We start from the raw sequence: 14,561 nt of genomic DNA on the forward strand, positions 1-14,561 counted from the left end.
AATTACAAGGCAAAACTAAGATTAGACCTACAAATAAGTATCCACTAAAAGTTTAAAAAGTATTAAAATAAGACAGAAAAAAACGACTAAAAATAAATCTGATAATCAGCATTATAAAAGAAAAACCTATGCATTTTGATACTAAAAAACATGTTTGAGTGGGAATTTTATTAATTATTTAATCCAAATTATAAGGCAATAAAATGCTAAATATGTAGTTTTGACTTTTAAATAACATTTAAATACCAAATTTTAAAAAACATTTTATGAAAAAAATAATTGTAGCCGCTGTATTGTTCCTAGCAACATCAGCAACGATGAATGCACAATTTGTACAAATTGGGGTTAAAGCAGGTGTTAACTTTGCTAACCAAACTGGAGGTTCTGATTTTAATGGAATTTCAGTTGACAAAGAAGGTATCACAAGTTACCATGCAGGTCTTGTAGCAGAACTTAAATTATTAGAAAAATTTTCAATCCAGCCAGAGCTTTTGTATACTACTCAAGGTGCAACTTATAAAAATGCTCTTACGGAATTTAAAAACGAAATGGGTTATATCGCTATTCCAGTAATGGCAAAAATTTACATGACTAAATCACTTAGTTTAGAACTTGGTCCACAAGCTTCATTCCTTGTAAGTAATAAAAAGGAATTTGATGCTCGCTGATCCAAAAACATTTGACTTCTCTCTTAATGCAGGTTTAGGATTAAAAGTTGTTGGAGGTCTTTTTGTTCAAGCTCGTTACGGAATAGGTTTGACAGAAGTTTCAAAAGAAGCTGACTTTAAAAACTCTGTATTCCAACTTTCTGCTGGATACATGTTCTAAAAGAATATCACATACTTTTACAAAAACCGCTCTATTTATTAGTGCGGTTTTTTTATTTTTACACAGTTCTATGGCAATTGCAAAAATTCAATTTCAATGGCAATTGCAAAAATCAATAAAAATCATAGTACCTCAACATAAATAATTAAACATGAAAATCTGCATTATCAACGGACCCAATTTGAATCTTTTAGGAAAACGCGAACCAGAAGTTTACGGAAGCCAGACTTTTGAAGATTATTTTGAAACGTTGAAAGAGAAATTTCCAAACATCGAACTTTCATATTATCAAAGTAATATTGAAGGCGAACTAATTGGAAAAATCCAGGAAGTTGGATTTTCATATGATGGAATCATTTTGAATGCGGGCGCTTATACCCACACTTCAATTGGTTTAGGCGATGCGATGAAAGCAGTCACAACAGCAGTTATAGAGGTTCATATTTCTAACACTTATGCACGCGAAAGTTTTAGACATCAATCGTATTTATCTGGAAATGCAAAAGGTGTTATCTTAGGATTTGGGCTAAAAAGTTACGAATTGGCGATTCAGTCGTTTTTATAACTTTCGACTAAATATGATCGGAACCCTGTCTGCTACGGGAGAGGCGCTTCGACTGTGCTCAGCATGACAGCTTAAAGAACATTGACTCTCTGTAATTTAACATATTATTAATAGGCTCGCTTTTAAGTTCTTTTATTTTTGTAAGGGAAAACCACTTACATGAAAAACTTTACGCTAATTGCTTTTTTAATTTTTTCAATTTCCAATTTTGCCCAAATAAAAGGGACTGTAACCGATGAAGAGGGAAATCCGCTTCCTTTTGTTTCCATTTTTGAAGATGGAACTTATAGAGGAACTACTTCAAATGAGCAGGGAAAATATCAGCTTCAAGTAAAAGAAATTGGTAAAAACCAAATTGTCTTTCAGTACTTAGGTTTTAAAACGCAGAAAATCTCAGTTTCGGCAGATTCACAAACCATAACTTTGGATGTAAAAATGCAGGAAGAAAGTTTCTCCTTAAATGAAGTTGTTATTGACCCCAAAAACAATCCTGCAAATGCCATTATTAAAAATGCTATTGCAAACAAAAAAGACAACTCCGACAAAACTGGTCGTTACACAGCCGATTTTTATTCAAAGGGAATGTTTAAGGTAAAAGATCTTCCGAAAAAAATCCTCGGCCAAAAAGTAGATCTTGGTGCTGATATGGCATCGAATTTAGATTCTACAGGAACAGGGATTTTATACTTATCTGAAACCGTTTCGAAAATTACTTTTGAAAAACCTGCCAATTTAAAAGAGAAAATTATTGCCTCAAAAATCTCAGGAAACAACAGAGGTTACAGTTACAATACTGCCGCTTTATCTACTTATGATTTTTATGATAATGCATTAGACTTCGACGTTAAAATGATTTCTCCAATTGCAGATAATGCTTTTAGTTACTATAAGTATAAACTTGAAGGAACATTTTATGATGATAATAAACAACAGATTTATAAAATAAAAGTCATTCCAAAACGTGATAAAGAACCCGTTTTTGAAGGTTACATCTATATTGTAGACGATAGCTTTGCCATTTATGCCATAGATTTAGACATCAAAGGCTACCGAATGAAAAATGAATTTACGGAGGCAATGTCTTTAACGCAAAGTTATAGTTATAATAAAAAGAATAAAATCTGGTCTAAAAATGCGCAGACGCTTTCTTTTACTGCGGGTATTTTTGGAATAAAGTTCTCTGGAAATTTTAACTACGTGTACTCTAATTATGAATTTCCTTCTTCATTTGAAAAGAAGACTTTTGGAAATGAAATTGTTTCTTTTGAAGCAAATGCCAATAAAAAAGATGATGCTTTTTGGAACGAAATCCGCCCAATTCCTTTGACAATAGAGGAAAGTAATGATTATAATAAAAAAGACAGCCTGCAGACTGTTCGAACTTCCAAAAAATATACTGATTCTATTGATGCTAAAAACAACAAGTTTAAAGTTTGGGATATTTTAATGGGTTATGATTATAAGAATACATTCAAAAAATATTCATTTAATTACCAAGGCTTATTGAATATCGCCTCCTTAAGTTTCAATACTGTACAAGGATTTAATTTGGATTCTGGTTTTTCATTTAAAACAGAAAATGAAGAGAAAGGAAAAACAACTACTATTGGAACGACTTTTAATTATGGTTTTTCAGATGAACGTTTTAGAGTTACGGGACAATTCACTCATAAATTCAACAATATAAATTTTGCCACAATTGGCGTTTCGGGAGGAACAAAGGTAGCGCAGTTTAATAGTGCTGAACCTATTACTAAATTGGTCAACTCTGTAAGTTCTTTATTTTTTAAAGATAATTATATGAAGTTGTACAATTTAGAATATGCTCAAATCAATTATTCACAAGATGTTTTAAATGGCGTTAATTTGTTCGCAAAAGTGGCTTATGAGCAGGCGAAAACCTCTTTTTAATACAACTGATTATTCTTTCTTTAAAAGAGATGATTTGTATTCTTCTAATAATCCACTGGCCCCAAATGATTTTACAACAGCTCCGTTTGAACAGCATCATTTATTTAAAGCCGGAATAAATGCCCGAATTAACTTTGGAAACAAATACATTTCAAGACCTGACGGAAGATATAATTTTAAAGACGATAGGTATCCAACTGTAATTTTAGGTTTTGAAAAAGCATTTGCTGGAAGCGAAAAGAAATATGAATTTGAGAGAATTGGAGCTTCTGTGCAATACGATTTACAACTTGGAAACAAAGGTACGCTGGGAACTAATTTCAGAGCGGGAAAATTCTTCAATGCTGAAAATATTGCTTTTATAGATTACAGACATTTTAACGGAAATCAAACTCATATTGGTACAAGCGGTCGTTATTTAAATGTTTTCAATTTGATGCCCTATTATGACAACAGTACAAATGACAGTTATTTTGAAATGCATTTGGAACATAACGACACTGGGTTTATTATGAATAAAATTCCGTTGTTGAATCTTTTGAAATCTACTATGAATATCGGATTTCATTCACTGGCAATCCCCGACCGAAAACCGTATACTGAATTTACTCTTGGTTTGGATAATTTAGGTTTTGGTAAATTTAAACTATTCAGAGTCGATTATATACATTCTTATCAAGGAGGCACTCAACAAAATGGAGTTGTTTTTGGATTGAAAATTTTAAATGCGTTGGATTAGGAGGAAAGGTTCAAAGGGACAAAAATTCTAAGATGCTAAGGAAATAATTGAATGGTTCTCGACTTAGCGCAAACTGACAAAATGTAATATAAAAAACCGTTTACTCTATTTAAAGAATAAACGGTTTTTAAATTAATCTTTGTCAAAGTTTAAAACTTTGACAAAGAGATATATCACAAAGTAAAACCTTAGAATCTTAGCAACTTAGAATCTTAGCATCTCAAAGAGACTTAGCAATGATAATCATCTGGTTCGATATGAATCAAAACATTCCCTAATTGAGGAATTAGTTCTTTTAAAGTGTCTTGCAGTTTATGGGATAAATCGTGTCCTTCTTTTACCGAAATTTTAGCCGAAACAATCGCATGAAGATCTACATGATAACGCATTCCAGCTTTTCTAATAAAACATTTTTCGGTTCCAAGAATTCCCGGCACCGTTAATGATTTTACTCGAATTTCTTCCACTAAGTCATCGTTTAGGTTTTCATCCATGATTTCGCCCAGTGCAGGTCGGAAAATTTTATAGCTGTTATATAAAATAAAAAATGCGGCAAAAAGTGCAGCCCAGTCGTCTGCTGACTCGTAACCTTTTCCCATAATCAGAGCAATCGAAATTCCGATAAACGCCGCAACAGAAGTTATCGCATCACTTCTATGATGCCACGCATCTGCCGCTAAAGCTGAACTATTAGTCTGCTTACTGCGTTTCATTACCAATCGAAATGAATATTCTTTCCAGATAATAATTGCACCTAAAACATATAGAGTCCAAGATTTTGGCAAATTGTGCGAAGTCCCAATATTGGCAATGCTTTCGTATCCAATAATTGTTGCAGAAGTAATTAAAAAACCAACAACCAAAAACGTAATCAAAGGTTCTGCACGACCGTGGCCGTAAGGGTGATTTTCATCAGCAGGCTTATTCGAATACTTAATTCCGAATAAGACCAGACAGGAAGAAAATATATCCGTCGTAGATTCGATCGCATCTGCAATCAGGGCGTATGAATTGCCAAAAAAACCTGCGAGACCTTTTACAAGGGCCAGGCAGGTATTTCCAGCTATACTAAATATAGTAGCTTTTATAGCTTTTTGTTCATTTGTCATTTAGACTATTTTTTTCGCCGGGAATTCACGAATTATAAAAATTAGTGGAATTCGCAACTAACTTATTTAAGCTCTCACGATTTTTGCACCGATTGCTCTTAAACGTTCGTCGATACGCTCGTATCCACGATCGATTTGTTCGATATTTTGAATTGTACTTGTTCCTTTTGCAGAAAGCGCCGCGATCAACAATGAAATTCCCGCACGAATATCTGGAGAAGACATTGTTGTTGCTTTCAATTGAGATTCGAAATTATGTCCCATAACCACAGCTCTGTGCGGATCACATAACATAATTTTTGCTCCCATATCGATCAATTTATCCACGAAGAACAAACGGCTTTCGAACATCTTTTGGTGAATCAAAACATCGCCTTTTGCTTGCGTTGCCACAACCAAAACGATACTCAATAAGTCAGGTGTAAATCCTGGCCAAGGTGCATCGGCAATAGTTAAGATCGAACCGTCGATATCTGTTTTTACTTCGTAACCATCTTTATGAGCCGGAATGTAAATATCGTCGCCGCGTTTTTCAATTGTAATACCTAATTTTCTAAATGTATTCGGAATCAAACCTAAATTCTCCCAGCTTACATTTTTGATCGTGATTTCGCTTTTTGTCATAGCCGCAAGACCAATCCAAGAACCAATTTCGATCATATCAGGCAAAATCGTGTGCTCACAACCGCCAAGGCTTTCAACACCTTCGATAGTTAATAAGTTAGATCCAACTCCTGTGATTTTTGCTCCCATAGAATTCAGCATTTTACACAATTGTTGTAAATATGGTTCGCAGGCGACGTTGTAAACAGTTGTTGTTCCTTTTGCTAAAACAGCGACCATTACAATATTTGCCGTTCCAGTTACAGAAGCTTCGTCAAGAAGCATATCTGTTCCTTGTAATCCCTCTTCTGGAGATTCAACTCCGTAAAAGTGATCTTCTCTGTTATATCTGAATTTTGCTCCAAGGTTAATAAAACCTTCAAAGTGTGTATCTAATCTACGACGTCCAATTTTATCTCCTCCTGGTTTCGGGATATATCCTTTTCCAAAACGAGCCAAAAGCGACCCAACAATCATTATAGAACCACGAAGTGCTCCACCTTCTTTTTTGAAAGCTTCTGTTTCTAAATATCCAACATTAACCTCATCGGCCTGAAACGTAATCGAACCCGGTTCATTGCGTTGAATTTTCACTCCTAAATTACCCAACAAAGTGATTAATTTGTTGATGTCAATAATATCGGGAATATTATTAATTTTTACTTTATCCCCCGTTAGAAGCACGGCACATAAAATTTGTAATGCCTCGTTTTTTGCTCCTTGCGGAGTGATTTCTCCTTTTAAAGGAATTCCTCCTTCGATTTTAAAAATTCCCATAGATTTTTTTTAAGGTTCTAAGGTTCTGAGATTCTGAGGTTCTAAGGTTAAGCTAAAATCTTAGCATCTTAGTTACTTAGGATCTTAGCAACTTCTTCTATTTTTGATTGTTATTTTTAGGTTATAAGGCTCTGATATTTTGAGGCTCCAAAAGTCTTAGCCTCTTAGTCCCTTAGCATCTTAGCTCCTTTTTTTTACTTCTGATTATTATTTTTCTGGAACGTCTTTTTCTGACCTCCTTTGTTGTTGTTTTTGTTGTTGTTTTGAATTTTTGGCTGTCCGACAACTGCTGTTTTATTAGACATACGTTTATTGGTACGCATTAAATCTGTTGTATTTAACAGCTCTTCTGTACTGTGAAGTAAATTTATTTTTCCTCCAGACAATTCAAATAAATGTTCAAAAATCACATCGTCTTTTACAGTGTCTTTGTTCCAGCTTAAGAAAGATTTTTTCATGTGGTTGGCAATCACCATCACCAATGCAGTTTTCATTTCTCCATCATCCCATTTATTGGCAACATCAATCATGTATTTGATGTTATTCCCATAAAATCTGTATTTTGGAAAGTTCTGCGGATATTGCAAAACATCTGGCTTTAACTCCAAAACTTCTCTTGACGGAATTGGATATGGCGATTCTACATTCAATTTAAAATCAGACATTATGAAAAGCTGATCCCAAAGTTTATGCTGAAAATCTGGCACATCACGCAAATGCGGATTTAAACTTCCCATAACCTGAATGATGTATTTCGCCGCTTTGTTGCGTGCTTCATCATCTTCTATTGCGGTAGCCTGATCGATCAGTTTTTGTAAATGACGACCATATTCCGGAATAATCAAACGCTGTCTTTCAGAATTGTATTCTAAGTTAAAAACAACGTCATTTGCGACTTCTTTTTTATATTTTTCGACCATAAGTTATAATGAAACTATACCTTCTATTGTAGAAACTTCTTTGTATTTACTAATCACATCATCTGAACTGTTCATAGTAACATCTACAGAAACGCTGGTAAATTTACCCGTTTTAGATTTTGTTGTTTTAATAACCGCTCCCATGCTGTCAAAAGCTTTTTCGACACGCTCCACATTATCTGCTACAGATGGCACAATAAATTTATACAAATATTCTGCTGGCCAAGTGTTTGCGTTATCTAGCTCGACTTTTAATCTTTCGTAAAATTCGGCGGTATTCTTTTCTTTATCGTTCTCCATTCGTAATTAAAAATAAACGCAAATATACGGTTTTGAGTTTAGATTTTTGAGTTTAGATTTTAGATTTTTTTCGGACTTAAAACTTTGTTTTAAAGAGACAAAGTTACAATCCCGTCCCGACGCTTCGGGATCGAGGACAAAGGTGCAGAGAAAAATTTAATACAGGATTATTTCATTGTAAATTTTACGCTTATATTTGAGAAAATAATCCGCAGAAATCTCTCGCAAAGTCGCAGAGACGCATAGTTTTTTTATTAATTAAGCTTTTAAGAAATTACTTTGCGTCTCTTCGACTTTGCGAGATTAAAAAATAGTACAATGAAAAAACTTCTTTTACTTTTTATCATTCTTACACTAAATTCACTTCAGGCACAAGAAATTAAAACGCTGACTTATTTCCAAAACGACACCTTAAAGCTGGATTTAGATTTATACCTGCCGAAGAAAAAGCGGGTGAAAAAATCCCGTTAATTCTCTTTGCTTTTGGCGGCGGATTTTCTGGCGGTGAACGTACAAGCGAAAAAGACTTCGGGAAATTTATGGCGCAAAACGGTTATGCAGTAGCCAGTATTTCATACAATTTATATATGAAAGGAAAAGATTTTGGATGTGGCGAGCATTTTAACCGAAAAAATAAAAGCGATTCAGATTGGCGTGAGCGATATGTGGCAGGCAACTTCGTATTTAATCGAAAACGCGACTAAATATAATCTTGACACTTCGAAATTCTTTATTTCGGGAATCAGTGCTGGAGCGGAAATTGGTTTTCAAGCTTCTTTCTGGGATTATAAATTGATGAATTTATACAAAAGCAATCTGCCAGAAAATTTCAAATACAAAGGTTTTATTGGCGGTTCTGGCGCAATTCAGGACATTAATTTGATTACGAAAGAAAAAGCAATTCCGATGTTGCTGGCTCACGGAAATAATGACGATACAGTTCCTTACAATGCAGGTTCGCATCGCTCCTGCCCGACGAACGCTTCGGGCTGGTTGATTCTATTTGGTTCTTATGCGGTTTACAATCACATGAACGCCTTACACAAAGATATTGAACTGATTACTTTTTGCGGTGGTGGACATGAGTTCTCTGGTTATCTTTTTCATGAAGGACAACAATATGTTTTAGATTTTGTAAATGATGTTTTGAAAGGAAAGAAATTCGAATCGCATTTGATAGTTCCTTCTAAAAAAGGGAAAGGTTCTGGAGGATATTTGTTTTGTGAGTAGTTAATTTGGCTAAAGCCGAAATCTAGAACTCATTAAATCCGTTGGTTAAAACCAACGGCAATTCAAAATTACAATTTGACTTCCTGCAAGGTTTCTAAAACCTTGTAGGTATTTATTTTTTACCCATCTTGAGAAAAAGCTTCGGAGAAGCGAAATATTTATAGGGAATTCAATTTTCAGATATCAAAAGCTCCAGCGGAGCGACAACATTTCACCCCGATGGGGTTTTATATTTATGTGCATAAAATTTCCTATAAATATTTCGTCCCGATGGGACTATAAACTTGAATTTGTCTTGGAGAAAGTGTAGCATTGGGTTAAAACTGAATCTAAAAATCATTAAATCCGTTGGTTAAAACCAACGGGAATTCAAAATTACAATTTGGCTTCCTGCAAGGTTTCCAAAACCTTGTAGGTATTTATTTTTTACCCATCTTGAGAAAAAGCTTCGGAGAAGCAAAATATTTATAGAGAATTCAATTTTCAGATATCAAAAGCTCCAGAGGAGCGACAACATTTCACCCCGCTGGGGTTTTATATTTATGTGCATAAAATTTTCTATAAATATTTCGTCCCGATGGGACTATAAACTTGAATTTGTTTTGGAGAAAGTGTAGCATTGGGCTAAAACTGAATCTATAAATCATTCAAAACGTTGGTTAAATCCAATAGCAATTAAAAATATCAGTCAGCTTCCTGCAAGGTTTCCAAAACCTTGTAGGTATTTATTTTTTACCCATCTTGAGAAAAAGCTTCGGAGAAGCAAAATATTTATAGAGAATTCAATTTTCAGATATCAAAAGCTCCAGAGGAGCGACAACATTTCACCCCGATGGGTTTTATATTTATGTGCATAAAATTTTCTATAAATATTTCGTCCCGATGGGACTATAAACTTGAATTTGTTTTGGAGAAAGTGTAGCATTGGGTTAAAACTGAATCTAAAAATCATTAAATCCGTTGGTTAAAACCAACGGCAATTCAAAATTACAATTTGACTTCCTGCAAGGTTTCCAAAACCTTGTAGGTATTTATTTTTTACCCATCTTGAGAAAAAGCTTCGGAGAAGCAAAATATTTATAGAGAATTCAATTTTCAGATATCAAAAGCTCCAGAGGAGCGACAACATTTCACCCCGATGGGGTTTTGTATTTATATGCATAAAATTTCCTATAAATATTTCGTCCCGATGGGACTTTTAATAAAACGATTGAAACCGCTAGTTATTCAATAAAAAATATTTAGACTTCAACTCCTGCAAGGTTTCCAAAACCTTGTAGGTATTTATTTTTTACCCTTTTTAACAAAAAGCTTCGGAGAAGCAAAATATTTATAGAGAATTCAATTTTCAGATATCAAAAGCTCCAGAGGAGCGACATCTGAATTATACAAGCGTTTCACCCCGCTGGGGTTTTATATTTGGGGTGTAAAATTTTCTATAAATATTTCGTCCCGATGGGACTTTTAATAAAACGATTGAAACCGCTAGTTATTCAATAAAAAATATTTAGACCTCAACTCCTGCAAGGTTTCCAAAACCTTGTAGGTATTTATTTTTTTACCCTTTTTAACAAAAAGCTTCGGAGAAGCAAAATATTTATAGAGAATTAAATTTTCAGATATCAAAAGCTCCAACGGAGCGACAACATTTCACCCCGCTGGGGTTTTATATTTATGTGCATAAAATTTTCTATAAATATTTCGTCCCGATGGGACTTTTAATAAAAAGATTGAAACCGCTAATTATTCAATAAAAAATATTTAGACCTCAACTCCTGCAAGGTTTCCAAAACCTTGTAGGTATTTCATGATTGCGTGATTTACAGCTTTAGATTAGCTTAAACTAAAGATACCTAGAAGGTTTTGGAAACCTTGCAGGAAAGGTAACATTAAAATAATTCCAAAAACAAAACCAATATTTCCCTCTTAGCCCTGATTGAGGCGGTATCCTTTTTTGGTCTCGTTTTTTTCTACGAGACCAAAAAAGATTGAGCCGAAAGCAGGAACCATTTATCCTAAAAATGCCAAATCTTTCGCTTCTAGTAAATATTCTTTTTAATTACGAATAAGTTTAGGTAAATTTGCGCTTTATTTTTAGAATAGTGCAAAAAGAAATTATAGTCTTGCTTGGCGGACCTGGTACTGGAAAATCGACTCTTATTAACGAATTGGTAGCTCGTGGCTTTTGCTGCTATCCTGAAATCTCTAGACAGGTAACCATGAAAGCGCAGCAGGAAGGTATTGAACAACTGTTTTTGGAACAGCCTCTTTTATTTAGCGAAATGCTTTTGGAAGGGCGTATTGAACAATATCAAAATGCTCTTGAAGAACCTGATAATGTGGTTTTTATTGATAGAGGAATTCCTGATGTTGTGGCTTATATGGATTATATTGGTGACGAATATCCGGAGCGTTTTACAAAGGCGTGTGAAGATTATAAATACTCTAAAACTTTTATTCTGCCGCCGTGGGAAGAGATTTACCAAAGCGATACGGAGCGTTATGAAAATTTTGAGCAGGCAGTTAAAATTCAGGAACATCTTATTGAAACGTATAAAAAATACGGTTATGAACTGATTGAAGTTCCAAAAGACACGGTTGAAAACAGAATTCTTTATATCTTAGATAAAATTTAGCGACGGGTTTAAAGTTGTGAGACTAGAACTGTTTTCTGAATTTTTAACTTTAAAACTAAAGCAATGCTCGGAGCACAGGATATTCTTCTAAAATACTGGAAACACGACAGTTTTAGACCGGCTGCAAAAAGAAATTATTGATTCTGTTCTTGATGGACAGGATACTTTTGCAGTACTTCCGACTGGGGGCGGAAAATCAATTTGTTTTCAGGTGCCCGCGATGATGCAGGAAGGAATTTGTCTGGTAATTTCTCCCTTGATTGCTTTGATGAAAGATCAGGTAATGAATTTGCAGAAAAGAGAAATTAAAGCAATTGCTCTTACAGGCGGTATTCATACGGAAGAAATTATTGATCTTTTGGATAACTGCCAATTTGGAAATTATAAATTTCTTTATCTCTCTCCAGAACGTTTGCAATCCGATTGGATTTTAGAGCGTATCAAAAATCTTCCTATAAATTTAATTGCTATTGATGAAGCGCATTGTGTTTCGCAGTGGGGACATGATTTTAGGCCGGCATATCTCAAAATCTCTGAACTAAAGAAATTTTTTCCGAAGATTCCATTTTTAGCTTTGACGGCGACAGCAACTCCAAGGGTTATTGAAGATATCAGAACGCAATTGGAATTGAAAAATCCGAAACATTTTCAGCAGTCGTTTGAGCGAAAAAATATCGCTTATATGGTTTTTGAAGTGGAAGATAAACTATATCGTACGGAACAAATTCTTAAAAAAAATCCGCTGACCTTCTATTATATATGTTCGAAATCGTAAGTCTTGTCTAAACATTTCTTCGCAGTTACAGTCTTTAGGTTTTTCAGCAACATATTATCACGGCGGACTTTCGGCAAAAGAAAAAGACAAAAACATGCAGTTGTGGATGTCAGAACAAGCCCAGGTTATTGTGGCTACGAATGCTTTTGGAATGGGAATTGACAAAGACAATGTTAAAACGGTTATTCATACCCAGCTTCCAGAAAATTTAGAAAATTACTATCAGGAATCTGGAAGAGCGGGACGAAATGGCGAAAAGGCTTTTTCTGTTTTGCTCTACAATAATTCTGATGCAACACAAACCGAACAGCAGTTTTTAAGTATTCTTCCTGACAAGAAGTTTCTAAAAACGATGTACATCAAACTTTGCAACTATTTTCAAATTGCTTATGGAGAAGGTTTGGATGATTCTTTTTCGTTTAAACTGAATCATTTTTGCAACAAATACGACTTCCCTACTCTAAAAACTTATAATGCTTTGCAGTTTTTGAGTCAGCAGGGAATTATTACAATGTCTCAGGAATTCTCAGAAAAAATTAGCATTCAGTTTTTGCTCGAATCTAGGGAAGTAATTCGATATATGAGTTTGAATCCGAATGATGAAGAAATTATTTTAGCAATTCTAAGAACTTATCCTGGAGTTTATGAGGTAAAAGCAAATCTTAATCTAGGGTTGATTGCAAAAAAATCAAATCATTCTGAAGAACAGGTTACCGCGCTTTTAGAAAAATTACAGGAAAAAGAAATTATAGAATACAAGTCTAAAAATAACGACGCTACTATATTATTTAACGAAGTCAGAGAAGACGATCATACCATAAATAGGGTTTCGAAATATTTAGAAAAACAAAATCAAATTAAACAAGAACAGCTTTTATCTGTTTTACACTATATAAAAGACGTTAAAACTTGTAAAAACAGATTGGTCTTAGCTTATTTTGGTGAAGAAACCACCGAAAACTGCGGTATTTGTTCGTACTGTATTACACAAAAAGGAAAAATAACAGAAGCTGATTCGATTGCTGACAAGATTTTATCTTTGCTCAAAACTGCGTCTTTGACTTCGAGAGAAATTGAGAACCAAATAAAAATGGATACTAAAGACATTATTTCGGTTCTTCAGGAATTGCTCGAAAATAATCATATTACCATACAAGCGAATAATAAATACACTTTAAAATTATAATGGAGAAATTGAGAATTATATTTATGGGAACGCCAGAATTTGCTGTAGGCATTTTGGACACCATTATTAAAAACAACTATGATGTTGTCGGAGTGATTACTGCCGCAGACAAACCAGCAGGACGCGGACAAAAAATAAAATATTCGGCTGTAAAAGAATATGCAATAGCCAACAATCTTAGTTTATTACAGCCAACCAATTTAAAAGACGAGAATTTTCTAGCCGAATTAAAAGCTTTAAACGCCAATTTACAAATAGTAGTTGCTTTTAGAATGTTACCAAAAGTAGTTTGGGAAATGCCAAGTTTAGGAACTTTTAATCTTCATGCATCTTTGCTTCCAAATTATCGCATAGCCGCTCCTATAAACTGGGCAATTATTAATGGAGAAACCAAAACTGGAGTTACAACATTCTTTATTGATGATAAAATTGATACTGGTGCTATGATTTTAAATTCTGAAATCGCAATTGAACCGGAAGAAACTGCAGGACAATTACACGATCGATTGATGAATTTAGGAAGCACAACCGTAATTGACACTTTAAAAGTTATTGAAAACGGAAATGTTACAACAACTATTCAGCAAGACAACTCCGATATCAAAACTGCTTACAAATTAAATAAGGAAAATTGCAAAATCGACTGGACAAAATCTGGAGAAGAAATCAATAATCTAATTCGAGGTTTAAGTCCTTATCCAGCTTCTTGGTGTTTTTTTAAAGGATCAGACTGATGAACTAAATATTAAAATATATGAGGCAAAATTGATTTCAGAACCCCATTCTTATGAAGTTGGAAAAGTAATTAGTTCAAAAAAAGAAATCAAGATTGCAATAAAAGAGGGCTTTATTCAGTTATTAAGTCTACAATTTCCAGGAAAAAAGAGAATGCTTGCTTCTGAATTATTAAATGGGGTAAGCTTTTCAGATGTTGCAAAAGTGTATTAAGGTCAGTAAAACAGGGGTTTGGACTTGCTTTGAA

Annotated in this window: 11 protein-coding genes and 3 pseudogenes; 10 read left to right on the plus strand and 4 right to left on the minus strand. The window is 34.1% G+C overall.

Annotation, left to right across the window (positions count from 1 at the left end; translation table 11 throughout):
- The first annotated feature begins 266 nt into the window (after nucleotides 1-266).
- From ACZZ95_RS00640 to ACZZ95_RS00655, 4 genes and pseudogenes are all read left to right on the plus strand, one after another.
- Nucleotides 267-828 (plus strand): annotated as a pseudogene (locus ACZZ95_RS00640) (porin family protein).
- 151 nt (nucleotides 829-979) lie between these two features.
- On the plus strand, nucleotides 980-1,393 hold the full coding sequence (aroQ, locus tag ACZZ95_RS00645) for a type II 3-dehydroquinate dehydratase (RefSeq protein WP_463467637.1): 414 nt from the start codon (nucleotides 980-982) through the stop codon (nucleotides 1,391-1,393).
- Nucleotides 1,394-1,552: 159 nt separating this feature from the next.
- Nucleotides 1,553-3,304 (plus strand): DUF5686 and carboxypeptidase regulatory-like domain-containing protein, encoded by a 1,752-nt coding sequence (locus ACZZ95_RS00650; protein ID WP_463467638.1) that lies wholly within the window; start codon nucleotides 1,553-1,555, stop codon nucleotides 3,302-3,304.
- Nucleotides 3,279-4,043 (plus strand): DUF5686 family protein, encoded by a 765-nt coding sequence (locus ACZZ95_RS00655; RefSeq protein ID WP_463467639.1) that lies wholly within the window; start codon nucleotides 3,279-3,281, stop codon nucleotides 4,041-4,043. The genes ACZZ95_RS00650 and ACZZ95_RS00655 overlap by 26 nt, the downstream gene beginning before the upstream one ends.
- 230 nt (nucleotides 4,044-4,273) lie before the next feature.
- Here the strand turns inward: ACZZ95_RS00655 and ACZZ95_RS00660 are convergent, their stop codons facing one another.
- From ACZZ95_RS00660 to ACZZ95_RS00675, 4 genes are all read right to left on the minus strand, one after another.
- A complete protein-coding gene (locus ACZZ95_RS00660; protein WP_095952174.1) occupies nucleotides 4,274-5,152 on the minus strand; it encodes a cation diffusion facilitator family transporter in 879 nt (292 codons plus the stop codon).
- Nucleotides 5,153-5,218: 66 nt separating this feature from the next.
- Nucleotides 5,219-6,532 (minus strand): UDP-N-acetylglucosamine 1-carboxyvinyltransferase, encoded by a 1,314-nt coding sequence (murA, locus tag ACZZ95_RS00665; RefSeq protein WP_463467640.1) that lies wholly within the window; start codon nucleotides 6,530-6,532, stop codon nucleotides 5,219-5,221.
- A gap of 194 nt (nucleotides 6,533-6,726) precedes the next feature.
- Nucleotides 6,727-7,452 (minus strand): DUF4290 domain-containing protein, encoded by a 726-nt coding sequence (locus ACZZ95_RS00670; RefSeq protein WP_095952176.1) that lies wholly within the window; start codon nucleotides 7,450-7,452, stop codon nucleotides 6,727-6,729.
- 3 nt (nucleotides 7,453-7,455) lie between these two features.
- The gene (locus ACZZ95_RS00675) at nucleotides 7,456-7,752 is read right to left on the minus strand and encodes a DUF493 family protein (RefSeq protein WP_095952177.1); all 297 of its coding nucleotides are present in this window, start codon (nucleotides 7,750-7,752) and stop codon (nucleotides 7,456-7,458) included.
- 318 nt (nucleotides 7,753-8,070) lie between these two features.
- On the opposite strand from ACZZ95_RS00675, the gene ACZZ95_RS00680 reads away from it, so the two are divergent.
- The 6 genes and pseudogenes from ACZZ95_RS00680 to fmt all read left to right on the plus strand — a co-directional run bounded on the left by ACZZ95_RS00680 (nucleotide 8,071) and on the right by fmt (nucleotide 14,527).
- A complete protein-coding gene (locus ACZZ95_RS00680) occupies nucleotides 8,071-8,223 on the plus strand; it encodes a hypothetical protein (RefSeq protein WP_463467641.1) in 153 nt (50 codons plus the stop codon).
- Entirely contained in the window at nucleotides 8,223-8,456 is a 234-nt protein-coding gene (locus tag ACZZ95_RS00685) for a hypothetical protein (protein ID WP_463471602.1), read from the plus strand. Before ACZZ95_RS00680 ends, ACZZ95_RS00685 begins: the two co-directional genes overlap by 1 nt.
- Complete coding sequence (locus tag ACZZ95_RS00690; protein WP_463467642.1) at nucleotides 8,362-8,982, plus strand: alpha/beta hydrolase family protein; 621 nt, start codon at nucleotides 8,362-8,364, stop codon at nucleotides 8,980-8,982. The genes ACZZ95_RS00685 and ACZZ95_RS00690 overlap by 95 nt, the downstream gene beginning before the upstream one ends.
- A 2,102-nt stretch (nucleotides 8,983-11,084) precedes the next feature.
- Entirely contained in the window at nucleotides 11,085-11,618 is a 534-nt protein-coding gene (locus ACZZ95_RS00695; protein WP_057117736.1) for an AAA family ATPase, read from the plus strand.
- A gap of 63 nt (nucleotides 11,619-11,681) precedes the next feature.
- Nucleotides 11,682-13,579 (plus strand): annotated as a pseudogene (locus tag ACZZ95_RS00700) (RecQ family ATP-dependent DNA helicase).
- A pseudogene (gene fmt, locus ACZZ95_RS00705) lies at nucleotides 13,579-14,527 on the plus strand (methionyl-tRNA formyltransferase). Before ACZZ95_RS00700 ends, fmt begins: the two co-directional pseudogenes overlap by 1 nt.
- Nucleotides 14,528-14,561 lie beyond the last annotated feature (34 nt).

This window comes from Flavobacterium sp. AC267, from assembly GCF_979258715.1.